This window comes from Aliagarivorans marinus DSM 23064, from assembly GCF_000429485.1.
Lineage (GTDB): Bacteria > Pseudomonadota > Gammaproteobacteria > Enterobacterales > Celerinatantimonadaceae > Aliagarivorans > Aliagarivorans marinus.
Genome location: NZ_KE386908.1, coordinates 432,624 through 458,558, shown reverse-complemented (window position 1 = coordinate 458,558; position 25,935 = coordinate 432,624). Strand labels below are relative to the sequence as shown.

The window sequence follows — 25,935 nt, the reverse complement described above, 5'->3', positions numbered from 1 at the left end:
CAGCTTGTTATGCTGCAGGCAACCACTGGCTAACCAGCCAGCGAGTGTCAGCATGACCGACTAGGCAACCGGCAAACACTGTGCTCACTTGCCTCCTCCGGCAACAAAAACGTGCACAAGCTCATACTTATGACAAGTTCCCGTGCCGCCCCCAAAATACAGGTGTACCAAAAACGCAAAATTGGTTAACCTGATAGCATCTTTAGTATCTGGTAATATGGATATGTCTGAAAACGAAGTAAAAAAACTCAGTTTGGCGTCGCGCCGTGCTATCGAACTCGGCTACGACCAACGTGGCCCTGAGTGGTTAATTGAATTTGATGAAGCCCCTTTGACCGGTGACTTCGCTTATGAAGAGGGCGTGATTCGTCGCGACCCAACCGCCGTTATTCAGGTAGATGGTGTCTATCACTGCTGGTATACCAAAGGGGAAGGCGAGACCGTCGGTTTCGGCTCTGACAACCCAGATGACAAAGTCTTCCCATGGGATAAAACCGAAGTGTGGCACGCCTCCTCTGAAGACGGCCAACACTGGACTGAACACGGATGTGCCATCGCCCCCGGCGAAGCAGGTCGCTTCGATGACCGAGCAGTGTTCACCCCAGAAGTACTGGTTCATGAAGGCAAGTACTATCTGGTTTACCAGACCGTACAAGCGCCCTACACCAACCGCCAGTTTGAAGAGATTGCCATCGCTTGGGCAGACTCACCGTTCGGCCCATGGACCAAGTCTGACGCCCCTATTGTAAGCCCATCAAAAGACGGCGAGTGGGATGGCGATGAAGACAACCGCTTCCACGTGAAAGCGAAAGGCAGCTTTGACAGCCACAAGGTGCACGATCCTTGCATGATGTTCTTTAAAGGCAAGTTCTACCTGTACTACAAAGGCGAAACCATGGGCGAATCCATGAACATGGGTGGTCGCGAGATCAAACATGGCGTGGCCATTGCCGACAATATCTTGGGCCCTTACACCAAGTCGGAGTACAACCCGATCTCTAACAGTGGTCACGAAGTGGCGGTATGGCACCAAAACGGCGGTATCGCCTCGCTGATTACCACCGACGGACCTGAGAAGAACAGCATTCAGTGGGCCGCTGATGGCATTAACTTCGAGATCATGTCTTACATCAAAGGCGCACCTGAAGCGCTGGGCATCTTCCGCCCGAACGACGATACACCGCTGGAAGATCCTGGCCTGCATTGGGGGCTTTGCCACAAGTACGATGCGAGCTGGAACTGGAACTACATCTGCCGCTACCGCGTGAAGCGCCAGATCCTGGATGCGGGCACGTTCCAAAACAGCAACTAATCACACCTATTGACGTTAATCGGTGTGGGGCTAAACCCCAAGTTGGCCCTGCACCACTCTTTCTAACCTAGGAAGGCATTGAGTAATGAAACAGTATCAAATGTTTGTAGATGGCCAATGGATCGACGCGAAGAGCGGTCAATTGGATCAGGTTATCAATCCATCTAACGAAGAAGTGGTAGCGACTATTCAAAACGGCGACGAGAAAGATGCCGATGTTGCTATGCAAGCAGCCAAGCGCGCTCAGGCCGATTGGGCCAAACGCCCAGCCCGTGAGCGTGCCGACATCCTACGTAAGTTCGCTTCACTGATCCGCCGCGAGCGTGACCGCCTGGCCAAACTATTGGTTCAAGAGCAAGGCAAACTGCTGAAAGTGGCCTACGGCGAAGTCGACGTGACCGCGTCTTTCATCGAATACGCCTGTGATTGGGCCCGTCAGATGGACGGAGATATTGTTCAGTCGGACAACGAAGAAGAGCAAATCTACATCTACAAGATCCCACGCGGTGTAGTTGTTGCGATTACCGCTTGGAACTTCCCACTGGCACTGGCCGGCCGTAAGATTGGTCCAGCACTGGTAGCGGGTAACACCATCGTGGTTAAGCCAACCTCAGAAACCCCACTGGCCACTTTGGAGCTGGCTGAGCTGTCTATCGAAGCCGGTATCCCAGCAGGTGTTCTGAACATCGTGACCGGTGGCGGTTCTGCACTAGGCGGTACCCTGTGTGCCCACCCACTGACCAACATGGTGACCATGACAGGTTCAACCCCGGTTGGCCAAGCGATCATCAAGTCAACCGCGGCCAACATGGCGCACGTTCAGCTTGAGCTGGGCGGTAAAGCACCGTTCATCGTGATGGAAGATGCCGACCTTGAGCAGGCCGCTGCAGCAGCCCTGCACTCGCGCTTCGACAACTGTGGCCAAGTATGTACCTGTAACGAGCGTATGTACGTGCACACCAGCGTCTACGACGAGTTCATGGCTATCTTCATGGAAAAAGTGAAAGCCATGAAGGTGGGTAACCCAATGGACGCCGACTCTGACATGGGTCCAAAGGTTAACCGTCGCGAACTTGAGCACATGGAAGCACTCGTTGCCCAAGCGGTTGAAGAAGGTGCCACCGTACTGTGCGGCGGTCAGCGCGTAAGCGGCGCTGAGTTCGAGAAAGGCTTCTGGTTCGAACCTACCGTACTGACCGATGTGACCCAAGACATGACCATCGTTCACGAAGAGTCATTCGGCCCTATCCTACCGGTTGTTAAGTTCGAGACCTTCGAAGAAGTGATCGGCTACGCTAACGACAGCGAGTACGGCTTGGCCACCATGATCTGCACTCAGAACATGCGCTACGTTCGTCGCCTGCTGACCGAGCTGGAATCTGGTGAAATCTATGTAAACCGTGGCCACGGCGAGCAGCACCAAGGCTTCCACAACGGCTACAAGCTAAGTGGTACCGGCGGTGAAGATGGCAAGTACGGCTTCGAGCAGTACATGGAGAAGAAGACCTTCTACATCAACTATAAGTAAGCGTTGATGAAAAGTTTAAGGGCGCCTTAGGGCGCCCTTTTGTGTTTCCTTTATACCCGAACAACCTCAAGATGCTTGTTCAGCGAGATTTTCCATCCCCTCAGGCAAGGCACTGTTCCGCCGATCTAGTGGTCTAAATCAAGGAGCAGTAACGCAGCATGAGGGGATGGAAAACTCGCCCTTTGGGAGGAGCTCAATGCCCATAGTTCTTCGTTGAAAGCACTTGAAATGGCTCACCATTCCTTCGTACTTTCGCCTCGCCCTATGGGCATTGAGTTCCTCTGAATCCTGCATCTTGAGGTTGATCGGGTATAACGACTAAGCGCGCCTGCGCTGCACCGTTAACAGCAATAAAGCCAAGCCGAACAAGCTGCTGATTGCGGGTGTAGGTGCAGCCGCCGTTGGCGCGTCACTTTCAATGGTAAAGCTCATCTGATACTCCACGGGATAGTAACCACCATCTGAGCCCACGGCAGTAAAGGTGCCGTTTCCCAGCAACATGCTGTAGATCCCTTCACCTAGCGACAAAGGAATGTCGATGACAGTCGGTGAAAAATCGAAATCACTACCCACAGCGACATCAAAGATCGTGGGGGTCTCACTGGACTCTTCTAAGGTCCATTGAGGGCCCGGGGCAGCAAACAAATAGTTGTAGCTAAAGTCATCGTTGTCGAAGAACAAATTGCTACCAAATTCAATGCTCGCCGCCACCAAGGTTTGATCTGCAGCGACCTCAATCAGAAATACATCAGCAGGGTCATCTGGCGTCTGTACTGCGCCCTGGAACAGATTGACGCCGTCCACCAAGCTAAACAGTGCAACGTCTTCCAAGCCGCCAATGCCGTCGAAATCCCCGCCGGGGGCAGCCGTTTCGTGGTAGCTACCGGTGTAATCAACGGCAATGACACCCGCGTGGGCTGAGTGGGATAGCAAGGCAAACAACGCCAAAGCCCCGATAGTTGTCGGTTTCATTCGCTAAGTCCTTTTTACGAAATGAGTTTTACCAGATGGTATATGCAATTACCTATCCACAAAACTAACCCTCTGTTTTACTGGAAATTATTTTAAATCAGTTGAGTAGTGCGTAGCCCAAGTGTAAAGCTAGCTGACAGCAATAAGCGTAAATCGAACAACAGCTCGTCAAACATCACTACCGCCAATGATCAGATAAAAAAAGGGATCAGATAAAAAAAGGGCTCACCTAACAAGGGAGCCCAAACTAACGCTAATGACTAAGAAATTGAAAATGAAAGGATACTAACTAAGGGTTGCTACTGCCGCCTGGTAAGGTTGCAGTTTTTCCCAATCAAACTCGACACCGATACCCGGAGTGTTGCTGGCGACGGCCAGGCAATCCTCTACCACAAGTGGGCGACGGGTGTATTCGTCGATAGGAAAACTGTGTACTTCAAGCCAGCCGGCGTTCGCTTGCGACGACACCAGACTTACGTGAAGCTCCTGCATGCCGTGTGAGCACACTGGAATGTCATGTTCTGCAGCCAGTTTGGCTGCACGTAGCCAACCGGTGATACCGCCACAGTTTGAGGCATCAGGTTGGATGAAAGAGAGCTTGGCCTGATCGAAGGCGTAGCCAAATTCGTGGATGGTATGCAGGTTCTCTCCCATTGCCAGCGGGATCTTGGTCGCTTCGGCAATCTTGGCAAAGCCTTGATAGTCATCGGGAATGGTCGGCTCTTCAAACCAGGTAATATCGCAATCGGCAACCGCGTTGGACAGCTCAATCGCCTGCTCCACGCTCAGGGCGTAGTTGGCATCGATCATAAAGGTGATGTCTGGGCCGATCAGCTCACGTACCGCACGAATACGCTCAATGTCCGCCTGCATATCGGCCTGACCAACCTTGATCTTCACCGCATTGAAGCCCTGCTCCAGGTAGCTGCGCATGCTATCTAGTAGCTTCTCTTTGGAGAAGTTCAGGTCGATACCACCGCGGTAGGCTTTACAGCGATCGCTTTCGCCACCCGCCATCTTCCACAGCGGCTGCTGCTCGCGCTTGCCTTTAAGGTCCCACAGCGCAATATCCACTGCCGACATGGCGAACGACGAGATACCGCCGCGGCCAACGTAGTGAATGTGCCACTCCATATCATCGAAGCGCTGCTCGATATCGGCGGCATCTTTGCCAAGAAGCATCGGCGCCAAGTCATGCTCAAGCATGGCCAGGGTCGAATAGCCACCTTTACCACCGGTGTAGGTGTAGCCGGTGCCTTGCAGGCCGTCGGCGGTGGTAATGGTGGTGGTGATCAGCTCAAAGTGATCATGGTCGCCGTGCTTGGCATCCGACAAGATCTCTGCCAATGGCACCTTAAATAGCTGGGATTGAACCCGGGTAATGATACTGCTCATGCCTGATTAACCTTTCAACTGCGCGACAACTTCACGAACGCGGCGGCCGATCTCTTCCCACTCACCGGCATTAACCAGCGACTTATCAACCATCCAAGAGCCACCACAGGCAACAATGCCTTTCACTGCCAGGTACTTCTCGATGTTGTCTTGGTTAATACCACCGGTCGGCATTACTTTCAGCATGCCGTAAGGGGCCAGCAGCGATTTAATCATCGGAATACCGCCCGATGGCTCGGCAGGGAAGAACTTAACCGCAGTCAGACCCAGCTCCAGCGCTTGCTCGGCAGTCGATGGGTTGTTGATGCCCGGAATAATCACGATGTCGTGCTTTTGACAGGCTTTTACGGTGTTAGGGTTCAGGCCTGGCGATACGATAAAGTCAGCGCCCGCTTCTTTGGCTTCAATCACCTGTTGCTCGTTGAGCACAGTACCGGCACCGATCAGCATATCTGGGTAGGCTTCACGCAACAGGCGGATGGCCTGAGTCGCTGCATCTGAGCGGTAGGTAATCTCGGCAACTGGCAGGCCATTGGTTGCTAGCTGCTCACCCAGCGGCAAGATCTGCTCAGCTTGGTCTACAGCAATTACCGGAACAACTTTGTATTCCGCCAGTTGAGCCATCAGGGTTTCAGTTGAAGTCGTCATGATTCGTCCTTAATTAAAGATTCGGCTTTGGGTGGCGCGGTTTATACCGCTACACCACTTAATCGTTTTTCTACCTGCTCCAGCGTTGGCAGAGGGGCAACTGCACCATAGCCAGTGATGGTGATTGAAGCGGTCGCGTTGGCATACTGTAAGCAATCTTCCAGTGATTTACCCGCAACATAGTGGGTACAGAAGGCACCGGCAAACGAGTCGCCTGCAGCCGTTGCATCTACGGCAGTCACTTTGTAAGGCTCTACCGAGTAGCGCAATGATTCGGTGGCCACAGTGGCACCGGCGCTACCGCGCTTCAGCACTACCACTTTAGCACCAAGGCTAAGGTAGAAATCAATAATCGCTTCTGGTTGCTTCAAACCGGTTAACAGCTGGGCTTCGTCCAGGCTTGGGAAGCAGATATCAACCAGCGATGCAGTCTCGCGGATTACCGCGCGGGCGCGCTCCAGCGACCACAGCTTAAGACGTAGGTTGGTATCGTAAGAGACCAGCGCGTTCGACTCGCGGGCCATATTGATCGCCGCAAACACCGCATCGCAGGCATTGTCGCTGATCGCTTGGGAGATGGCAGTTACGTGCAACAGCTTAGCGTCGGCAATCGCCGCTTGAGGCAGTTGGTCGGCGCGCACCAAGCTGGCTGCCGAGCCTTTACGCAAGAAAGAGAAGTGGTGCCCGTCATCGTCGTGGGTAATAAAGTACACACCGGTGTGTGCGTGGGGATTGGTTACCACACAGTCGGTGCTCACGCCTTCGCGTTTCCACAGGCGGTCAAACTCGCCCGCAAAGGCATCGTTGCCCATGTGGGCCAACATGCCAACCTTGGCACCTTGCCTGGCAGCAGCAATGGCAAAGTTAGAGACATCACCACCAAAGCCACTGAGGAAGTCAGGCTCGCCCGCCTGCTTGGCGCCTACCTGGCTGAACTCAAACATCGGTTCACCGAAGCTCAGGATTTCACTCGACACGTTGTATTCTCCTTAATTCTTGCGGACTAAGCCGTAATCACCACAAAACAAGTGGTTAATCGCTTAACACTCTTTTGACCAGATGTTATGCGCCACTTTCAATTTGGTCAACCAAAATTAACGAGCCCCAGCTCACAAAACCGACTTCACACTTTCCGCATAAAATCAGTATTACCAAGGCAATTAATGAAGTTTCATAATTTACACGCGACTTTTCATTAGATTTGACCTCACAAAACTTTTTTACACTGGTTAACCAATGTGTGATAGCATTCACGATATTATGTGGATTGGTCAGGATAGAATGGCCACATTGGTTAAACATTCGGAGGAATTGATGAATAAGGCCAGCGTAGATATTACGAACTACCGCTATGATGAATGCACCCAGTATGCACGCGACACGATGTCCAGTGATATCGTGCACATCGGCTTTGGTGCCTTTCATCGCGGCCATCAAGCGGTCTATAACGACCTAACCAACCAAGTCACTGGTCAACCATGGGGCATTTGTGAGATCAACATGTTTGGTCCTGCCCAGTTAATCGATGACTTAAACGCCCAACAGGGACTGTTCAGCGTAGTTGAAACCTCTGCGACAAATACCGTATCTCGTCTGGTTCGCACGGTTACCGAAGCCTTACATACCCCGGTTACCGGCATTCAAGCAGCCATCGATAAGATTGCTGAGCCTCAGGTAAAGATTGTTTCTCTAACCATTACCGAGAAAGGCTACTGCGCCGACCCGAAATCTGGCGAGCTGGATCTGAACAATCCCCTTATTCAACATGACTTAGCCAACCCAACGGCTCCTCAATCGGCAATTGGTCTGATAACCGAAGCCTTGAAAGTGCGCCGCGATAAAGGCCTGCCCGCCTTGAGTGTCATGTCTTGCGACAACATCCCAGAGAACGGTCACCTGACCAAGAACGTGGTGTTGAGCTTTGCCAAGCAAGTCGATGCTGAGCTGGCAAGCTGGATTAAGCAAAACGTGACCTTCCCAAGCACCATGGTTGACCGCATTGTGCCCGCCATGACCGATGAGTCGTTTGCCATCCTTGAGCAAACCACCGGCTATGCCGACCCTTGTGGCATCGTGTGTGAGGACTTCCGTCAGTGGGTGATCGAAGACAACTTTGTAGCAGGCCGCCCAGAGTGGGACAAAGCCGGCGCGATGTTTGTTGGCGATGTTCTGCCCTATGAAGAGATGAAGTTGCGCATGCTCAATGGTTCGCACTCTTTCTTGGCGTACAACGGTAACCTGGCTGGTTTCGAGTTCATCTATCAGTGCATGGAAGACGCCACCTTTAAGCGTGCCACCCGCAAGCTGATGCTGGAAGAGCAGGCCAAGACCCTGTCGCCAAGCCTGGAAGTGAACCTCGAAGAGTACGCCGATCTGCTGTTGGCCCGCTTTAGCAACCCGAATGTGAAGCACAAGACTGCACAGATCGCGATGGACGGCTCACAAAAGCTGCCACAGCGCGCCATCGACCCGATCCTCAACCACTTGGAACGCGGCTCAAAGACTGCCTGTCTGCCAACGTTGATTGCCGGTTGGATGCACTTCGTACTGGATGCCCTGAACAACGACAAGCCACTGCACGACCCACTGGCTGATGAGTTCAAGCAGGCACTGGTGGGTGCAAGCCAAGGTGTCGAACAGTGTCAGGCACTGATGGCTGTGAAAGCGGTATTCGGTGACCTAAGCACCAGCAACCCAGAATTCAAAGCGGCTGTAGAGCACGCGTTTATCTCAATTCAACAAGGTAGTGTGGCGGCCAATATCGAAGCCATCGCCGGTAAATAGGAACACAACAATGAAAACACTTATCTGTAATGAGCCGCATCAGATTGAATATATCGAGCGCGAGCTACCTGAGTATCAAGCCGACGAAGTGCTGCTGAAGATCAAAGCGGTAGGTATTTGTGGAACCGACATCCACGCCTACGCCGGTCGCCAGCCCTTCTTTAGCTACCCACGTGTATTGGGTCACGAGATCTGTGGCGTGGTCGAAGCCAAAGGCGCCGACTGTAAGGTGGCCGAAGAAGGCGCCCGCTACTCGGTTATCCCTTGCCTGCCATGTGGCGTATGTGCCGCCTGTAAAGAAGGCAAAACCAACTGCTGTGAGAATGTATCGCTGTACGGTGTTCACCAAGACGGTGGCTTCAGCGAGTACCTGGCAGTAAAAGAGAACAACCTGGTGGCCCTGCCTAGCGATCTGAGCGACAGCGCTGGTAGCCTGGTTGAGTGCTTCGCGATTAGCGCCCACGCTATTCGCCGCGCTGAAGTTAAGGCCGGTCAAAACGTACTGCAGATCGGTGCTGGCCCAATCGGCCTGGCAGCCGCCGCTATCGCCAAAGCAGAAGGTGCCAATGTAGTGGTAGCCGATGTTAGCGACGAGCGCCGCGCCCACGTAGAAAAAGCTCTGGGCGTGCCTGCACTGAACCCGCTGACCGACGACTACGTTGACCAGCTAAAAGCCGCCTTCGGTGGCGAGCTACCTTGCCTGCTGTTAGATGCGACCGGTAACAAAGGTTCAATGAGCCGCAGCGTCGAGCTTATCCGCCACGGCGGTAAGATCGTGTTCATCGGTTTGTACATCGGTGACTTGGTACTGGACGATCCAACCTTCCACAAGAAAGAAACCACCCTGCTGAGCAGCCGCAACGCGACTCGTGAAGATTTCGAGCGGGTTATCGAGCTGATGGACCAAGGCAAGATCAGCGAAGACATCATGAAAAACAAAGACTACCAGTTCGACACTGTGGGTCTGACCTATAAGCAAGATGTGGTCGAAAACGCCGACCTCATTAAAGGCGTGATTAACTTTTAAGGAACCGACCATGTCTACTCAATTTGTAAAAGAAAGCGAACTTAAGCAACTGGCTTTAAACAAGTTGCTGGCTGCAGGCCTAAACCCTGACAGCGCCAAGCAAGTGGTTGATGTGTTGGTTCACGCCGACTCAACCGGTGTTCACTCTCACGGTGTAATGCGTGTAGAGCACTACTGTAAGCGCCTGAACGAAGGTGGCTTGAACCCGAACGCCCACTTCAGCATCGAGCAAGTATCGCCATCAGTTGCCATCCTCGACTCTGACGACGGCATGGGCCACTCAGCCCTGATCGAAGCCACCAACCACGCCATCGAGCTGGCCCGCGAAACCGGCCTGGGCTTTGTTAGCGTGAAGAACACCTCGCACTGTGGTGCCCTGTCCTACTTTATGGAGCAGACCACCAGCGCGGGCATGATTGGTATCTCGATGACCCAAACCGACACTTGTGTTGCGCCACACGGCGGTGCCAGCAAGTTCTTGGGTACTAACCCGATTGCATTTGGCTTCCCGGTTGAGGGCAGCACCCCAATGATCGTCGATATGGCCACCAGCGCGACCGCCTTCGGTAAGCTGCTGCACGCCAAAGAGACCAATTCGCCAATCCCATCGGGCGTCGCGCTGGATGCAGAAGGTAACGACACCACCGACCCACATGCAGTATCGACCCTGCTGCCATTCGGTGGCCACAAAGGCTCAGGCATCTCACTGGCCATCGACGCGCTGACCGGCGTACTGATGGGCGCTAACTACAGCAACCACATCGTGAAGATGTACGGCGACTACGACAAGATGCGTAAGCTGGCCAGCCTGGTGATTGTGATTGACCCAAGCCGCCTGGGTACGCCGCTGTTTGCCGCTACCATGGCAACCTTGGTAAGCGAGCTACACGCGGTGCCACCAGTACCGGGTAAAGACAAGGTACTGGCACCAAACGACCTGCAGGTTGAGTACAAGCAGCGTTGTGACAAAGAAGGTATTCCAGTCGCGCAGTCGGTATACGACTACCTGGTCTCCTAATTGCCTGACTGGGCGAGTGGCATGCTTGTTACCGCCTCGTCGTAGTCAATGGCAATCGGCATGCCTGGACAGTACTGCTGCTGTCCAGGCAATGCTTGTTTCTCTAAATAGGTTCCGACAGAGAACCGCTTTTCAAAGACATAATCATTTATCTTTTCACTAACAAGGGGCAACCAAGCTAAACGACAAACATCTTGAGTTGGCACGACGGTGCTAGCACACAGTTTGGTTTGGTCTGTTAAAGCTTATGCAGCAAATAGAATCACGCCGACGCTATCATGACGTTGGCCTGCAAATCGAAGAACTACTGTACTCCGGGGTGTTCAAAGCCGGACAACGCCTGCCTTCGGAGCGAGAGCTAAGCGGCCGCTTTCAAACCAGCCGCGCCACCGTTCGCGAAGCGATCATCATGTTAGAACTGAAAGGTCTGGTGGAAGTACGCCAAGGTTCAGGGATCTTCTTTATCGACACACCGCAACCTCAGAAGCCGCGAGAGATCGCCCCACAAAGTGACGTTGGTCCCTTTGAGCTGCTGCAAGCCCGGCAGATCACAGAGAGCAACATCGCCGCCTTTGCCGCCACTCAGATCAAGTTTAACGAGCTACGTGAGCTGAAGAAGATCGTGCAGATGCAAGAGCGCGAGATCAACGGCAACAGCGCGCGCTTTGAGTCGCTGGACCAGCAATTTCATATGATGATTGCCGAGTCCACCCAAAACAGGGTGCTGATCAATCAGGCCTGCAATATGTGGAACTCGGTGCGCGTTTCAAATCCGATGTGGGACGAGCTCAACAACCAATACCTGCACGAAGAAGAGCTGCAGGCCGAGTGGATCGATGACCACAAACAGATCCTCAACGCGCTGCAACGCCGCAACGCCGAAGAAGCGCGCCATGCGGTGTGGATGCATATCGAGAAGAGTAAGCGCCAGCTAATGCGGATCGCCAACCATGACGATCTGGAAGCCGACGCCGAGGATCTCTACTTTGCCACCGAGTTTGATGCGGACTTTAGCGGCAACTAGCTGCTTTGAAGCGAAATACGCCTAGGTTCGCCTAAGCACGAGTGAAGGAGCAACCCGCACCGCCGCCAGCTCGCTATGCAGGCCTTGCCACTGCTTTTCGAGCAGTGACAAGACTGCTGCCACCATATCGGCCACTGGCTGCGCCACCGTGCTCAGCTGGTAGCCTTGCCAGGCGGCTTGGGGCACATCGTCACAACCGATCACCCGCAGTTGCCCGGGCACGTTCAGGTTGGCCACCTCACGGCAGCTGTCTAGCAGCCCCATCGCCAAGGCGTCAGAGGCGCAAAACACCCCTTCTAAGTGGCGCAGCACTTCCAGCTCTCGGGTCGCCACCTCAAAGCCCGCGCTATAGCCATAGCGCCCGGCATGCAGTACCTGCGGCGCGTCCACCCCATGTTCGGTGAGCGCATCACCGAAGCCCGCCAAACGCTCAATACTTGCCTGACCGTCGGCCCGACCACACACGAATCCTAAGCGAGTCAGGCCAGCTTTCAACAGATGTTGCGCGGCCAGTTGCCCGGCGCGGTAGTTGTCGGTCTGCACCGATGGAATACGCCCTCGCTCATCGGCGCGCCCCATGGTGACCAAGGGCAGCGACAGCTTCAAGCACTGGCTAAAGCTGGCGGCGGGCAGCGAGCCCATCACCGCAATCACCCCATCCACCTGATAGCCAGACAGGCGAAGGATCGCCTGATCAAGGTCTTCGGCCTGCTTCACATTGAGTAGCATCGGCTGCTTACCGCTGAGCTGCAGCGCCGTGGAGAGCTCCTCAAACAGATAGCTTTGATAGGGGTTGGAGAAATCACTGGTGAGGATCGCCACCAAGTTCGAGCGCTTGCGCTGAGCAGGGGTGCTTAGGGTTCGGGCAAAGAAGTTGGGCTGATAACCCAGCTCCTTGGCAGCCGCGAGGATGCGCTGCCGCTTATCCGGGTGAATGCTGGCCCCCTCGGTAAACGCGCGGGATACCGCAGAGCGCGACAAGCCGACATGGGCGGCCACATCCGAGGCCGTCACTTTCTTATTGATGGTACTAATGGGTATTCTCCCTCAACATCTCTGCACACCAGTGTCTGCTGCTTGCCTTGCTGTCATCGGCACTAAGCTGCCAGTGCATCCCCTCTTTCGCCACTGCAATATCACAGTGGCTAGCGCACAAACCTGCCAGTGCTTGTCGATGTACCGGCTCAATATGGTATAGCCACCAGCGACTCTGCGCCTTGCGCGGCAGGTGTTGTATATCTTGCCATGAGCCATGGCTGGGGTGATGACTTAGCGTTTCACACTCCACAAACACCATGTCGCTGTCTGCGGCTAAGGCTTCACCCAGGGCGCTGAGTAGGCCATCGCCTGAGTAAAACACCCGCGGCCCGAGGGCGCTGGTAAGCTGAATACTAAGGTTGCTCAGGGCATGACGGGTCGGCGCCATTTTACACTGCCACGGCCCAAGGCGTTGCAGCTGCTCGCTGGCCTGCCAATCGAGCTGAAATGGCAGCGCGGGCTCGGGCCAGTGAGCAAAGTTGACCAAGGGCTCAAGCACCTGCCACTGGGCGCGCTGCGCCACCAGCGTAAGCGGACGCGAGCGCCCCTTTGAGGCCATCCAGTTAAGTAGGCTGGTAATGCCCAAGCAGTGGTCGGGGTGAGTGTGGGTCAGGTACACCGCATCAAGGGAACCCACCTCGAGCTGACTGAACAGCTTGGCGGGCACCGTTGGGCCGCAGTCGATCAGCAAACGATAGCCCAGCTCTTCAACCAGCATACTGGCGTTGGTATGCGCGCCGTCATAGGCATTGCCAACGCCGATCAGCGTCAGGCTCAGGTTATGCAGCATGGTCAGCCTCCTGTTCGCTGCCGAGGGTCTCGATACGTGCTCCACTGCTGTCAAAGCAGTGCACGATGGACTCGCTCACGCTCAGCGGTAGCAGATCCCCGGCCTTGTAACGCACCTCGCTCTCCACCACAAACGGGATATCGCTGCAGGGCTCGCCACTCACACCACTCAACTGGCCATAATACAGGCGCGCATGGCCAAGCGGCTCCACCACCGAGATCTGCATCAGCAGGTCGGGGTTATGACCGGCTACCGCGATTTGATTGGGGCGGATCCCAAAACTGTCGGTGTGGGTCGGCAACGCAACATCACAACCAAGCTCAGCAAAGCGCGCTTTGTCGACAAAGTTCATCACCGGCGAACCGATAAAGCCCGCCACGAATCGGTTGGCCGGTTGGTTATAGAGCACCTCTGGCGCGCCCACCTGTTCAATCCGACCTTGATTCAATACCACGATGCGGTCAGCCAAGGTCATCGCTTCCACCTGATCGTGGGTCACGTAGATCATGGTGCGACCAAGCTGCTGATGGAGCTGTTTAAGGTATAGGCGCATCTCGCCGCGTAGCTTGGCATCGAGGTTGGACAAGGGCTCGTCAAATAAGAACAAGGCTGGGTCGCGCACGATGGCCCGGCCAATCGCAACCCGCTGGCGCTGGCCGCCGGAGAGCTCAGAGGGCAGGCGCTTGAGCAAGGCCCCCAGTTGCAACTTCTCGGCGGTCTTGTGCACCTTGGCCAGTGCCTCGGCCTTGCTAAGACCGGCCATACGCAGTGGAAACGCCATGTTCTTTTCCACGGTTAAATGCGGATAGAGGGCGTAGGATTGGAACACCATGGCCACTTCGCGCTCGGAAGGATAGACGCCATTTAACGAGCGGCCATTAAGCTGGATATCGCCGGCAGTGACCGACTCAAGCCCGGCCACCATTCTTAACAGCGTCGATTTGCCGCAGCCCGATGGCCCAACAAACACCACAAATTCTCCTTGTTCGATACTCAGATCGACGCCGGGGATGACCCGCTGCTTACCATAGGCTTTAGTGACGTTTTTTAGTTCGAGTTGTTTCATGATGAGTCCTATTTCAGCCCGAGAGAGAAGCCGCGCAACAAGAAGCGCTGCATATAGCCAGCGAGTGCCAGCATCGGTAGCGACGATACTAATCCTGCCGCCATCAGCTCGCCCCAGGCGGTACCGTCTTCGGTCATAAAGTTGGCCAGATATAGCGGGATGGTGAATTTGTCAGGGGTGTGGATAAACAGCAGTGAGAACAAGAACTCGTTCCAGCCTAAAATCATCGAGAAGATGGCCGTGGCGACCAAGCCCGGGGCACACAGCGGGAACACCACAAAGCCCAAGCGTTTAAACAAGTGAGCGCCATCCATCGCTGCCGCCTCTTCAATCTCCAGCGGAATATCGCGAATAAAGCCCAGCAGCATCCAGATGCAAAACGGTAGCGTGTACACCTGATAACAGAGCACCAAGCCCAGCTTGGTATTGAGCAGCCCTAGTTGGTTAATCAGCGAGTAAAGTGGGGTGGCCACCACAATCGGCGGCATCATCTTGATCACCAGCACCGCCAGCAAAAAGGCGCCATCAAGCTTAGCCGGAAAGCGGTAGCGCACCAGGGCATAAGCCGAGAAGAAGCTCACCAGCAGCGACAGTCCGGTGGCCATCAGGGCAATCAACAAGGTATTGCCAATCAGCAGCGGAAACTCCCCGGCAAGCAAACGCTCGAAGGCGCTTAGGCTGATCTGTTCGGGCCATAGCCGCGCGCCAGCATTGAGGATCTCGCCGGGGGATTTAAAGGCCGTGGCTACCATCCAGACGACCGGCAGCACAAATAGTCCCACCATCATCCACACCGTTAGGCCATGTAGGTAGCGTCTCATTGCTTGCCTCCCTTCATCACCTTGCGTGCGTACAGCAGGGTCATCGCCATAGAAATCAATAACATAACCAAGGCCGACGCACTCGCCATACCGAGGTTGAAAAAGCGAAAGCCGTACTTATAGACAAACATCGACAGGGTTTCGGTGGCATTACCCGGCCCCCCTCCGGTCATCACATAGACCTTGTCAAACAGCTTGAAGGTGTCGATGGAGCGCAGCAAAAACGCCAGCATCACCTGCTTTTGGATAAGCGGCAGGGTGATGTGCATGAAAGCGCGTAGCGGCCTCGCGCCATCGACCATGGCCGCTTCGCTGATGTCTTTGGGGATCGACTGTAGCCCGGCCAAGATGATCAGAAACGCCATCGGCGTCCACTGCCAAGTATCCACCAGCGCAATCGAGTACAGTGCTAAGTCTGGGTTAAACAGCCACTCCTGAGCGGGTAATCCCAGCCATGTCAGCACGGTGTTGAGCAGCCCAAAATCGTAGTGATACCACGAGCGCCAAATCGACGAGCAAACCAAGGTGGAGAGCATCATCGGATAGATAATGATCGGCAACGCAAAGCGGCGCCCGGGAAACTGGCGATGGAACAATACCGCCAGCCACAGTCCCAGCAGCACTTGGGCGCAGGAGGCCACCACGGTGAACACAAAGGTGTTCTTCACCGCCGCGATAAAGAAGAAGTCGTCGAGCAGTTCCCGGAAGTTGTCGAGACCGACGAAGAGGTAGTGCTTGCTGGCATAATCCACCGAGCCGAAGGCGTTTACCAGTACCGAGAGGATCGGATACAGCGTCAAGGCCCCAAGGATTAACAGGGCCGGCAGTAACAGCAAGGTCAGTTGTTTACGGCTTTCAAATAACATAGTGGTTTAGGTCAGGTAAATCAGAGCTGCTGCCCTGATTTACCCGAGTTCGATTACACCTTAATGACGCGCTCAATACGGCGCTGAGCCTGCTTAAGGGCCTGTTCGGCGCTCATCTGACCCATCATGGCTAGCTGCAGAAAGTCGCCAAGGATGCTTTCGACCTCAGCCCAGTTGTGGATGCGCGGGCGCGCTTTACCGGTACTCAGTGCCGCAGCCTGCTGGGGATACCAGCGATACTTGGCGACCACGTCTTCATCGTGATAAACGCTGCTGCGGGTTGGCGGCATACCAAAGTCCAGCGCCAGCGCTTTTTGGATCTCAGCACTGGTGGCAAAGGCCAGGAAGGCCTCCGCTTCGGCTTTGTTGTTGGAATCAGCCGGTACCGCTAGCTGCCAGATACCCAGCATCGGCGAAGGCTGACCCACCTCGGCTGGCGGCGCCATAATCTCCATATCGCCGACCACGGCAGAAACCTCAGGGTTATCCAGGTTCGGCACCCAAGCCGGCCACACCTCGATAGCCATCGCCGCACTGCCTTTTTGCAGCGAATCGCGCACTTCATCGGCGTTGTATACGTCCACACCGCGCGGTGCGTATTGCTTCATCGCCAGGAAGGCTTCCAGTGCTTGCTTGGCCTCAGGAGTATCCAGCGAGGCTTGGCCTTCGCTGTCGACCACATCCGCGCCAAAGCCCCACAGGATGGGCAAGAAGCCGGTCACAATTGGGTTGCCCTTCACGCCGCGGAACACCAAGCCATTGGTATCGGTGCTTTGGCTGATCACCTCGGCGGACTTCAGAACATCGCTCCAAGACTTGGGCTCTGACAGTTGATTCTGTTCAAATAGCGCGCGGTTCCAGGCGAACATCGCCACGTTGCCCACCATCGGCATCGCGTAGGCGGCGCTGCTGGCGTTCGGGTAGCGGCCAATGTCGAAGGAGGCGGAGATAAAGTCTTCGTCTTCAACCTGTTGACTCAGGGGGCTGAGCCAGTTGTTGCTAAGAAACTCTGGCGCCCAGGTATCGTCCATCAAGATGACATCGTAGTTGCCGGTTTGCTCACGCATCGACAGCACCACGCTCTCATACAAACCATTGCTGGGGCGCTTGACCAAGGTGATGTTGGTGTCGGGCTGCTGATTTTGGTACTCATCAACCACAAACTGCAGAGCATCGCCATAGCTGCTGTCACGGCCTGCGATAACAAGTTCAGCAGCATTCAAGCTAAGGCTACTGGCGAACAGAGCAGATACGAGTAATGTGCGTTGGAACATGGGGGTCTCCTTGTTGGTTTCCATTGCTTTGACTGCAATTGCACACGCGTTCAATCAATACCCCTGCAACGTTAGAGGGGAAATATGTCAGCCAAATGAAGACAAGATGACGGTTTAAGGGATGTGGGGCGATCTACCCATAGCAACGCAAAGAGCCACACCCACTGTTTGTTCAGTGAAAACAGCCTCTGTTAGGCCCGATATTGCACTCGAGTGCATTGCGCCGAATTGTGCCAAGGGCTTGGGTCGTTCTTAACCCACCCGCAGCGTCCAGATCCCGCGCCAGCAAGCAGTGAAGCGCCCGGCAGCTACGCCGGGGAGAGGTTTTTAGGCAAAAGGATCGCTCTTTGCTTAGTCGCTAGTGATCGTTTCACAAACAAGGAGCTTTCAATGACTACACGCGAACGCATGGCGCGGGCAGCCGGGGTGCTGTCGGCGCACTTTGGTGCCTCCACCAGCCAGATGAAAAAGGATGTCGCGAATGTCGGCCGAGTGAACAACGGGGGGATCGATCGCCAACTCGCCCGCTCGATTGTTGCCGATACCATTCACAACAACTACCAAACATTGCATCGCTTTCAGGATCAGGCGTCACATAACACCCCCAAGCTCAACGCCCCCACCGGTATTGAGATGGCGGAACAGTGGAGCAAGGGGGTGGCCCAGCAGCGCATTCAACACAGCTTGCCAAGGGCCGGCTCGGACCACACTCAGGGGCAAAATCAGTCGCAGTTTGTCTCGCTAACCGGCGATCTGCATGGCTTGCACACCTCCACCGATCCGTGGGCCCGCTCCATCACCCGCAACGCCAATGAGCTGCATGCCTACACCATCCCGAATCGCTTGCTACGCAGCCCGCAGCGTCTAGCCGGCGATATCAAGATGTCGATCCGCGGCAAGAGTGGGCCACTGGACATGAACGCCCTGCAGAAAGACCACGATCGTTTGAACTGGCTGGGCGGCGTGCCCACGCAAGAGAAAGAGGTGCTGTATATGGGCAGCAACATGGGCAAATACCGCACCGATTTTCAGCATAATCCGTTTAAGGGAACCAAATAGCAACAGGGCCTGTAAGCCATGGCTGCAGGTCCTTTGCCTAGTTGCTTCAAGTACGACTTATGCTCATCGTAACCTTCCGGGCATGCCACGAATAAATCCTGTTTTTGTCATTGACTCTAGTACGACACCAGACTTTAGACTGCGCCACCTGATTCTCACGTGGAGCAAGACTGTGTTACTCATTTGCCTGGTTAAACTACTCAGCATCGTGCTGCGGTTGGCCCATCGCCACCTGTTAAATAACTCATCGTCGTCCAAGGCTGCCGCTCAGCTAGCCAGCCAGGTTCTGCATGATGAAGATGACGAGGAGCTAGTTGCCTAGCCTTTTTGCGGCATTCCCTTCCCACTGTCCGCTTTCAACTCTTCGCCTTCAACTATTCGCTTCAGATAGTCCACACTCAAACTCCAGTCGCTGTTTTCTTCACCCCACTGGTTTATGCAGCGCCTAAGCCAGCGCCCATTGCCCCTATTGGTCAGCAGCTATGTCGTTAAGCGATGATATTTGGCCACAGGGTTGACTCTAGATTGATTCAAGACTTTATCCTCTCGCCATTACTCCCTAACCGATATGTATTTATGATATTCAAACTGTTTGTCCTACTGGTATTGCTGGTATTTGCGATTAGCGCTCGGGTTCTCGGCCGTGGTGAAGCAGAGTCAGCGCCAAACTCTATAGCAGCCGCCGAAACAGATAGCGCTGAGCCGCTCTGCCAAGAGCAGTGCACCGACTGCTGTCTGGGAAGCTACGGCCCAGTGCTGCCCGATGACGTACAAGCGTTTATCGAGAACAAGGATCAACGCTAGGCGATGTTTGTCTGAGCTCGCAGTTAGAGGATTGGCCGGGCAATACTGGCCAATCCTTAGGGTTCTGACTTTTATCTTTTAATTAGTGCGCTATACCCAGTAAAACCCAGCAATTAACAATGCAGCGTTGTGAATAAATCAACGTAGGTCACGTTTACCCAGCCCCTCAAGCCAGCTAGATTGAAGGTATCAATCGCGGATGTGAACGGTTCTTATTTACCTGCGCTATAGAGAAGTAACAACGGACATAGACAATGGCAAACACGGTTAAGCACTACCACCCTCTGAGTCGCATCCTGCACTGGCTAGTTGCCGTTGTCGTCATCGGCATGTTTGCGCTGGGCTATTGGATGGTCGGACTAAATTACTACAGCGAGTGGTACCGCACCGCCCCGCACTGGCATAAGTCTGTCGGTATCCTGCTGGCGCTGGTCACGGCGTTTCGACTGGTTTGGAAGCACCTCAAAGGCGCACCAGAGGTAGAAGGCAAGCCCTATGAGGTGGTAGCAGCCAAGGCGGCCCACCTGCTGATGTACCTGCTGCTGTTCGCACTGTTTATCTCCGGCTATCTGATCTCCACCTCCGATGGCCGGGGCATCGAGGTCTTTACCTGGTTTACCGTGCCCTCGCTTGGTGAACTGTTTGCCAATCAATCGGATATCGCTGGAGCCGTTCACTACTACTTGGCGTATACCCTGATAGGTTTAGCTGCACTACACGCGCTTGCCGCGCTGAAACACCACTTTGTCGACAAAGACAACACACTACGGAAAATGATAGGGAGTTCAAAATGAACAAGCGTTTATTAGCGACCGGACTGGCAGCGATGTTGAGCATGCCACTGGCAGCCAATGCTGCCGACTATGTTATCGACACTAAAGGGGCTCACGCCTCCATCAACTTTAAGATCAGCCACCTTGGCTACAGCTTTATCAAGGGCCGTTTTAACCAGTTCAGTGGCGACTTCTCCTACGACGCCAGCGATGTTAACGCCGCGAAGGTTCATGTTGTGGTCGATACCAGCAGCCTCGACAGCAACCACGCCGAGCGCGACAAGCATATCCGCAGTGGTGACTTTATCGATGCCAGCAAGTTTCCCAAGGCCGAGTTCACCAGCACCAAGGTAACCGACTTGGGCGACGGTAAGTTGGCCATCGAAGGTGAGCTAAACCTGCACGGCACCACCCAGCCGATTACCATCAACGCCGACTTTATCGGTGAAGGCCAAGACCCATGGGGTGGCTACCGCGCCGGCTTTATCGGCACCACTCGCTTAGAGCTGGCCGACTTTGGCATCCCAGTGATGGGCAGCTCCAGCTATGTGGATATGGAGCTGCATGTTGAGGGCATCCGCCAATAGGCCACATGCCCTGTGCCTTCATTCCATTCCCCCCCTGCACAGCACAGCCCGGCCTCGCCGGGCTGTGTTCGTGACAAGCCCCGCGATTTCATCCAAGCTAGTGGCACAGGCTTACACCCGCACCTTGAAGTTGCTCGGGTACAAAAGGATGTGATCAATGGATGAGTTTATCGTCTCGGCGTGGCACTTCGATCAAGCAGGCCAGCGCACGCCAATAGCTCCCGCAAGCAATCATCAGATCGCCCCCGGAGAATGGCTTCACCTGCAGCGTGGCGGCGAGGCTGTGCGCCCATGGCTGGAGCGCCAAGGCTTACCCCTAGCAATCATCGACTTTCTGCTCGCCGAAGACACTCGCCCCCGCTGTGAGGTGCTCAGTGCCGACACCCTGCTATTAAACGTGAGAGGGGTGAACCTCAACCAAGGTGCCCAGCCCGATGATATGCTGAGCGTACGCATTCTGTGGCATCGCGGTGCACTGTTAAGTGTGCGTAAGCTTCCCTCGCAAAGCGTTCGACTGATCTTGGATCAACTTGACGCGGGTAGCGGTCCCGAGTCTCTCGGCGATGTGGTCATCGCCATCGTTAATGGCCTGAACGCGCACATCGACAACTACCTAAGCCCGGTTGAGTTATTAATCGAAGAAGACGCCCCAGAGCTACCCCAGCTCGCCGCCGAACAACAGCGCCGCCTACTCAAACTAAAGCGCTACCTTAAGCCACAAAGCGCGGTACTCGACAGTCTGGAGCGCAGCCAACTCAGTCTATTCAGTGAGCACCAACTACGCCTGAAGAATGCGTCAGATAACGCCAAGAGGATCTTCGAAACCGTTGAGTTTATCCTCGAACAGCTACACAGCACCTTGCTAGAGCAGCAGCAAGCTCAGGCAGAAAAAATGAACCGCAACACCTACCTGCTCTCGATTGTCGCCGGTGTATTTGTCCCCGCAGGCTTTTTAACCGGACTACTCGGCGTAAACATCGCAGGCATTCCCGGCACCGACACCCCTTGGGCGTTCGCGGCATTCTGTGGCGGGTTAACGGTAGCGGTCGCCATAGAGGTATGGGTGTTGAAGAAGCTGCAGTTTATCTAGCACTAAAGAAAACCCGGTTGGTTAGCCGGGTTGTTGTTACCATCAGGGCTTAGCTACTACACCCCTTTGCTGGCCAAGATCGCCACATTCTCATCCGATAGATAGGCCACCTGATTACCGCGCAGCAATAAGTACAGCTTGGCGGTCTCCTCCAACTCTTCGGCGTTGTCGACGGCATCAAGTAAGTCGCTACCGGTGACAACGGGGCCGTGGTTGGCCAGCAGGTAGGCGCGATAGTCTGGTGCCAGCTTGGCCAGCTCACTACCGATGCGCGGATCGCCCGGATTAAAGTACTCCACCACCGGCAAGCTCCCCACCCGCATCACATAGTAGGGAGTAAAGGCCTTAATCGCATTGGCCCGATCCAACTCGCTCAAGCAAGACAAGGCGGTGAGATAGGTGGAGTGCAGGTGCACGATGGCTTTGGCCGAGGGCCGCTGCTGGTAGATAGCCAGATGAAACGACACCTCTTTGGAGGGCTTGTCGCCACTTAGGTGCTGGCCATTCATATCCAACAGCGACAAACGCGCCGGGTCGAGCCGCCCAAACGATGCGCCGGTTGGTGTGGCCAGCAAATGCTCGTCACCAAGTCGGACTGAAAGATTACCCGCACCGCCGGTGGCATAACCACGCTCAAACATCGATTTAGCCAGTGCCACCAGCTGTTCACGTTGTGCTTGTTCCGTCACCCTAGTTGCTCCTGTGCATATTGAAAGAACTGTTCACTGCCAAAGTTGCCCGACTTTAGGGCCAACTGCAGCTTTCCATCGAGGCTGTACATCCAAGGCACCCCGGGGGCGATCTCCTGCCCCACCGAGAAGCGTTCGACGTCCAGCGCTTGAGTAATCGTGCCCGAGGTTTCTCCCCCTGCGCTGATAAAAGTGTTGAAGCCAAACTCGTGGAGCTGTTTGACCAAATCATGGAACAGCTGCTCAACCGCTGCCGACGCCTGCTCACCATAGCGCTGTTGGATCTCGCTCAGCTCGTCGGCAGCCACCGTTGCATACACCATGGGGAAACAGCGCGCATCAGCGTGCCCCAGCACCCAGCCAGTGAGTTCCTCAAGATAGTCGGGGTCGCTGAGGGTGCGACCAATGTCCACTTTATGGTGCGCCGCCAGGGGCTTGTAGGCAGCCACCTGTTGGTTGGTCATCACCGAGCAGGAACCGGATAGGATCACGCCACGGCGGGGTAACTGAGACTGTACACCACCTCCGTCTGTGCGCTTTAAACTGGGCTGCTGTCGTTCCACCGAGGCCGCAATCGCCCCTACCAAACCCGAGCCGCCCGTGACTAAGCGCAGCCGTTTAGCCTGCTCGGCGATCGCCAGTAGGTCCTGCTCAGTCAGACTGTCGCACACCACAAAGGTACTGCCAGCGGCGCGGCAGGCCTCAAGCCGCTCAGCTATCGCTTCACGGCCCGCTTGCACGGTGGGCCAGTCGAGTAACTGCGCCTGACCAGAGGATTGCTGCTCAATAAGGCGCAGCAGGTTGGCATCGGTCATTGGGGTAATCGGATGGTTGCGCATACCCGACTCCGAGAGTAGCGCATCGAACACAAACAGGTGCCCCTGATAGACCGTGCGGCCATTCACCGGCAGCGCCGGGCAGATAAGGCAGCAGTCCACCACCAGCCGCTCCATCAAGGCCTCGCTAACCGGGCCAATATTACCAGCGGCGGTGCTATCGAAGGTGGAGCAGTATTTAAAGTAGATCAGGGTACAACCCTGACTGAGCAGCCAATCGCAGGCCGCCAGTGACTGGGCTACCGCCTGCTCTGGCGCGCACGAGCGAGTCTTTAAACTGACCACCAAGGCATCGGCTTCCACATAGCCACTGTCTGGCTGTACGCCGGAGAACTGCACTGCGCTCAAGCCGTTTTTGACGATAAAACTGGCGGCATCGGTAGCGCCGGTAAAATCATCAGCAATCACACCTATCTTCATAGTCGCCCTCCTGCACGTATAGTGGCTGCAGCAACGGGCTTACTTGGCATGTTCACAGTTCACCTCCGGTTGCTTGTTGCGACGGGCCTTTTTGTAGATGCGCAAGGCTAAAGACAGGCCGAGAGTGGATAGCATCACCAGAGTCAGCACCAAGGAGATGGGCCGCTCCACAAAGATGGCGAGACTGCCCTGACTGATAATCAACGATTGCAGGAAGGTGCTCTCGGCCATACCGCCTAACACCAGCGCCAACACGGTTGCAGCGGGCGAGTAGCCATAGAGCTTCATACCAAAGCCCACCACGCCCATGATCAGCAGCATCGAGGTTTCGATAATGCTGTTGTTGAGCGCGTAAGCACCAATCACACACAGGATCACAATCACCGGCACCACCAAGCGATAGGGGATATCCAGAAACTTCACAAACAGTGGGATCGCCAGGATGCTCAAGGCCACCAAGATCATGTTGCCCATGTACATACTGGCCACCAGCCCCCACACTAGGTCGGGGTTGGAATCGATCAGCATCGGCCCGGGCTGTAAGCCCCACATCATTAGCGCGCCCAGCAATACCGCGGTCGCACCAGAGCCGGGAATACCCAGAGAAATCAGCGGCACCATAGCACCGGCAGAGGCGGCATTGTTGGCCGTCTCCGGGGCGACCAGCCCACGCATCTCGCCCTTACCAAAGCGCTCTGGGTCGTCGGCAACCTTCTTTTCCACCGAATAAGCGAGGATAGAGCCAATGGTGGCGCCGGAGCCTGGCAGGACCCCAGCGACAAAGCCGATAATTGAGCCACGCACAAAGGTAAAGCGCGAGCTGATATAGTCCTTGGTGGTTGGCCAAAAATCGCGGGAACGAAAGCTGAACTGTACCCGTTCATTCTCGCGTTTATGCTGGCCGGTATAGATGCAATACAGCAGCTCACCAATACCGAACAGACCGATGGCCACCGGTACGAAGTAGATGCCGCCAATCAACTCCGGCGAGCCAAAGGTGTAACGCTGCGCGCCGCTTACCGAATCTACCCCCACCATGGCGATAGCAAAGCCAAACAGTGCCGAGATAATCCCGTTCAGGCGGTTCTCCCCCATCATGGTGGTCAGCAGCAACAGCCCCAGCATAATGATCAGAAAGTACTCAGATGGGCCAAACGAGGAGGCGAAATTCGCCAGCAGCGGTGCAAAGCCACAGATAAGGATTACCCCCAAAGTGCCGCCCACAAACGAGGCGATCGCTTGCATCACCAACGCAGGGCCTGCTCGCCCCTGCTGGGCCATCGGGTAGCCATCGAGGGTGGATGCGACCGTGGCCGACTCTCCGGGAGTGTTAATCAAGATGGAGGTAATGGTGCCTCCATACATCGAGCCATAGTAGATGCCCGACAGCATAATGATCGCCGTGGTGGGATCTAACCCGAAGGTCATCGGGATCAGAATCGCGATACCCGCGGCGGGCCCAAATCCAGGAAACAGCCCCACCACCATGCCCACCAAGGCACCAATAAGTAGAAACAGCACATTGGTCGGGGTGAGTGCCACCGATAAACCAAAGGCCAGATGTTCAAATATTTCTGCAAAAACCATAAGACAATCCCTCGCGCGTACTCAACAGCACTTAGTAGAAATGGCGCAGTAAGCCATCAGGCAATCCCGCCTGAAGCCACACGTCAAACAGCAGATAAACGCACATCGGGAAGATGATTGAGTAGCTGATATTCTGCAGCGTTTTGCCGCGGTTAAAGTAGCTAAGGAAGGCCAAGCAAAACACCATCATCGAGATAATGGCTCCCAAGCTGTTGAGCGCAACAATCAACAGCGTGATGCACACGGCAACCGCCAGGGTGTCCTTTTGGAAGCGTGGCGACGCTGCATCTGCCCCACCGTCAACGCCAGATGTAGCCAACTGACCACTGCTGCTGCGCAGTGTACGTAGGTCTTTAAAGACGTTGATTGCGGTACAAACGGTCAAACCCAATCCAATGATTAACGGGAAGTAACCGGGGCCAGGTCGACCATTAAAATCATGCAGCTCCAGGGTTTGCCAGCCGTAGAGCGTAAACCCCAAGGCAAAGACCAAGCTACTTACAGAAAACCAAAAACGCATAGCGACT

The 25,935-nt window shown here is 55.0% G+C and carries 27 protein-coding genes; 12 read left to right on the top strand and 15 right to left on the bottom strand.

What is annotated here, in order from left to right; all coding sequences use genetic code 11:
* Nucleotides 1-223: 223 nt before the first annotated feature.
* The gene (locus G461_RS0119615; RefSeq protein WP_026973115.1) at nt 224-1,312 is read left to right on the top strand and encodes a glycoside hydrolase family 117 protein; all 1,089 of its coding nucleotides are present in this window, start codon (nt 224-226) and stop codon (nt 1,310-1,312) included.
* Between the two features lie 85 nt (nt 1,313-1,397).
* A complete protein-coding gene (gene aldA, locus G461_RS0119610) occupies nt 1,398-2,840 on the top strand; it encodes an aldehyde dehydrogenase (RefSeq protein WP_026973114.1) in 1,443 nt (480 codons plus the stop codon).
* 318 nt (nt 2,841-3,158) lie between these two features.
* On the opposite strand, the gene G461_RS0119605 is transcribed toward aldA, so the two are convergent.
* From G461_RS0119605 to G461_RS0119590, 4 genes are all read right to left on the bottom strand, one after another.
* On the bottom strand, nt 3,159-3,812 hold the full coding sequence (locus G461_RS0119605; RefSeq protein ID WP_026973113.1) for a hypothetical protein: 654 nt from the start codon (nt 3,810-3,812) through the stop codon (nt 3,159-3,161).
* A gap of 285 nt (nt 3,813-4,097) precedes the next feature.
* Nucleotides 4,098-5,207 (bottom strand): mandelate racemase/muconate lactonizing enzyme family protein, encoded by a 1,110-nt coding sequence (locus tag G461_RS0119600; protein ID WP_026973112.1) that lies wholly within the window; start codon nt 5,205-5,207, stop codon nt 4,098-4,100.
* Nucleotides 5,208-5,213: 6 nt separating this feature from the next.
* Nucleotides 5,214-5,855 carry a bifunctional 4-hydroxy-2-oxoglutarate aldolase/2-dehydro-3-deoxy-phosphogluconate aldolase gene (locus G461_RS0119595; protein ID WP_026960087.1) on the bottom strand — a complete coding sequence of 214 codons (642 nt, stop codon included), beginning with the start codon at nt 5,853-5,855 and terminating at the stop codon, nt 5,214-5,216.
* A gap of 41 nt (nt 5,856-5,896) precedes the next feature.
* Nucleotides 5,897-6,832: a sugar kinase gene (locus G461_RS0119590; RefSeq protein WP_026973111.1), complete on the bottom strand. Its 936-nt coding sequence runs from the start codon at nt 6,830-6,832 to the stop codon at nt 5,897-5,899.
* Nucleotides 6,833-7,169: 337 nt separating this feature from the next.
* Between G461_RS0119590 and G461_RS0119585 the strand changes: the two genes are divergently transcribed.
* From G461_RS0119585 to G461_RS0119575, 3 genes are read left to right on the top strand one after another with little or no spacing between them, the layout of a single operon-like run.
* Nucleotides 7,170-8,639, top strand: a complete 1,470-nt coding sequence (locus G461_RS0119585; RefSeq protein WP_026973110.1) for a mannitol dehydrogenase family protein — start codon at nt 7,170-7,172, stop codon at nt 8,637-8,639.
* A gap of 10 nt (nt 8,640-8,649) precedes the next feature.
* Nucleotides 8,650-9,666, top strand: a complete 1,017-nt coding sequence (locus tag G461_RS0119580) for a zinc-binding alcohol dehydrogenase family protein (RefSeq protein WP_026960084.1) — start codon at nt 8,650-8,652, stop codon at nt 9,664-9,666.
* 10 nt (nt 9,667-9,676) lie between these two features.
* Nucleotides 9,677-10,684 carry an Ldh family oxidoreductase gene (locus G461_RS0119575; RefSeq protein WP_026960083.1) on the top strand — a complete coding sequence of 336 codons (1,008 nt, stop codon included), beginning with the start codon at nt 9,677-9,679 and terminating at the stop codon, nt 10,682-10,684.
* On the opposite strand, the gene G461_RS26180 is transcribed toward G461_RS0119575, so the two are convergent.
* Complete coding sequence (locus tag G461_RS26180; protein WP_157360370.1) at nt 10,681-10,890, bottom strand: hypothetical protein; 210 nt, start codon at nt 10,888-10,890, stop codon at nt 10,681-10,683. The genes G461_RS0119575 and G461_RS26180 overlap by 4 nt on opposite strands.
* Before the next feature lie 41 nt (nt 10,891-10,931).
* On the opposite strand from G461_RS26180, the gene G461_RS0119570 reads away from it, so the two are divergent.
* Nucleotides 10,932-11,708: an FCD domain-containing protein gene (locus G461_RS0119570; protein ID WP_026973109.1), complete on the top strand. Its 777-nt coding sequence runs from the start codon at nt 10,932-10,934 to the stop codon at nt 11,706-11,708.
* Nucleotides 11,709-11,729: 21 nt separating this feature from the next.
* Here the strand turns inward: G461_RS0119570 and G461_RS0119565 are convergent, their stop codons facing one another.
* Genes G461_RS0119565 through G461_RS0119540 form a run of 6 tightly spaced genes read right to left on the bottom strand, consistent with a single transcriptional unit; the run spans nt 11,730 to nt 17,563 of the window.
* The gene (locus G461_RS0119565; protein WP_211236297.1) at nt 11,730-12,707 is read right to left on the bottom strand and encodes a LacI family DNA-binding transcriptional regulator; all 978 of its coding nucleotides are present in this window, start codon (nt 12,705-12,707) and stop codon (nt 11,730-11,732) included.
* A gap of 31 nt (nt 12,708-12,738) precedes the next feature.
* The gene (locus G461_RS24930; protein ID WP_051333704.1) at nt 12,739-13,536 is read right to left on the bottom strand and encodes an MBL fold metallo-hydrolase; all 798 of its coding nucleotides are present in this window, start codon (nt 13,534-13,536) and stop codon (nt 12,739-12,741) included.
* Nucleotides 13,526-14,602, bottom strand: coding sequence for an ABC transporter ATP-binding protein (locus G461_RS0119555; RefSeq protein WP_026973107.1), 1,077 nt, complete (start codon nt 14,600-14,602; stop codon nt 13,526-13,528). Before G461_RS0119555 ends, G461_RS24930 begins: the two co-directional genes overlap by 11 nt.
* A gap of 8 nt (nt 14,603-14,610) precedes the next feature.
* A complete protein-coding gene (locus tag G461_RS0119550) occupies nt 14,611-15,423 on the bottom strand; it encodes a carbohydrate ABC transporter permease (protein WP_026973106.1) in 813 nt (270 codons plus the stop codon).
* On the bottom strand, nt 15,420-16,289 hold the full coding sequence (locus G461_RS0119545) for a carbohydrate ABC transporter permease (RefSeq protein ID WP_026973105.1): 870 nt from the start codon (nt 16,287-16,289) through the stop codon (nt 15,420-15,422). The genes G461_RS0119550 and G461_RS0119545 overlap by 4 nt, the downstream gene beginning before the upstream one ends.
* 53 nt (nt 16,290-16,342) lie before the next feature.
* Nucleotides 16,343-17,563, bottom strand: a complete 1,221-nt coding sequence (locus G461_RS0119540; RefSeq protein ID WP_026973104.1) for an extracellular solute-binding protein — start codon at nt 17,561-17,563, stop codon at nt 16,343-16,345.
* 390 nt (nt 17,564-17,953) lie between these two features.
* Here G461_RS0119540 and G461_RS0119535 point away from each other — a divergent pair, with 390 nt between their 5' ends.
* From G461_RS0119535 to G461_RS0119510, 6 genes are all read left to right on the top strand, one after another.
* Nucleotides 17,954-18,622, top strand: coding sequence for a hypothetical protein (locus G461_RS0119535; RefSeq protein ID WP_026973103.1), 669 nt, complete (start codon nt 17,954-17,956; stop codon nt 18,620-18,622).
* A gap of 172 nt (nt 18,623-18,794) precedes the next feature.
* Nucleotides 18,795-18,944: a hypothetical protein gene (locus G461_RS26175; protein WP_157360369.1), complete on the top strand. Its 150-nt coding sequence runs from the start codon at nt 18,795-18,797 to the stop codon at nt 18,942-18,944.
* A 254-nt stretch (nt 18,945-19,198) separates the two neighbouring features.
* Nucleotides 19,199-19,426 (top strand): hypothetical protein, encoded by a 228-nt coding sequence (locus G461_RS0119525; RefSeq protein ID WP_026973102.1) that lies wholly within the window; start codon nt 19,199-19,201, stop codon nt 19,424-19,426.
* Between the two features lie 254 nt (nt 19,427-19,680).
* Nucleotides 19,681-20,220: a cytochrome b gene (locus tag G461_RS0119520; protein ID WP_026973101.1), complete on the top strand. Its 540-nt coding sequence runs from the start codon at nt 19,681-19,683 to the stop codon at nt 20,218-20,220.
* Entirely contained in the window at nt 20,217-20,786 is a 570-nt protein-coding gene (locus tag G461_RS0119515) for a YceI family protein (protein ID WP_026973100.1), read from the top strand. Before G461_RS0119520 ends, G461_RS0119515 begins: the two co-directional genes overlap by 4 nt.
* Nucleotides 20,787-20,943: 157 nt before the next feature.
* The gene (locus G461_RS0119510) at nt 20,944-21,876 is read left to right on the top strand and encodes a CorA family divalent cation transporter (RefSeq protein WP_026973099.1); all 933 of its coding nucleotides are present in this window, start codon (nt 20,944-20,946) and stop codon (nt 21,874-21,876) included.
* A 56-nt stretch (nt 21,877-21,932) separates the two neighbouring features.
* Here the strand turns inward: G461_RS0119510 and otnC are convergent, their stop codons facing one another.
* Genes otnC through G461_RS0119490 form a run of 4 tightly spaced genes read right to left on the bottom strand, consistent with a single transcriptional unit; the run spans nt 21,933 to nt 25,928 of the window.
* Nucleotides 21,933-22,565 (bottom strand): 3-oxo-tetronate 4-phosphate decarboxylase, encoded by a 633-nt coding sequence (otnC, locus tag G461_RS0119505; RefSeq protein ID WP_026973098.1) that lies wholly within the window; start codon nt 22,563-22,565, stop codon nt 21,933-21,935.
* Nucleotides 22,562-23,821 (bottom strand): 3-oxo-tetronate kinase, encoded by a 1,260-nt coding sequence (gene otnK, locus G461_RS0119500; protein ID WP_026973097.1) that lies wholly within the window; start codon nt 23,819-23,821, stop codon nt 22,562-22,564. Before otnK ends, otnC begins: the two co-directional genes overlap by 4 nt.
* A gap of 39 nt (nt 23,822-23,860) precedes the next feature.
* Entirely contained in the window at nt 23,861-25,408 is a 1,548-nt protein-coding gene (locus G461_RS24925) for a tripartite tricarboxylate transporter permease (protein ID WP_035480748.1), read from the bottom strand.
* Nucleotides 25,409-25,439: 31 nt separating this feature from the next.
* A complete protein-coding gene (locus G461_RS0119490) occupies nt 25,440-25,928 on the bottom strand; it encodes a tripartite tricarboxylate transporter TctB family protein (protein WP_026973096.1) in 489 nt (162 codons plus the stop codon).
* Nucleotides 25,929-25,935: the final 7 nt, after the last annotated feature.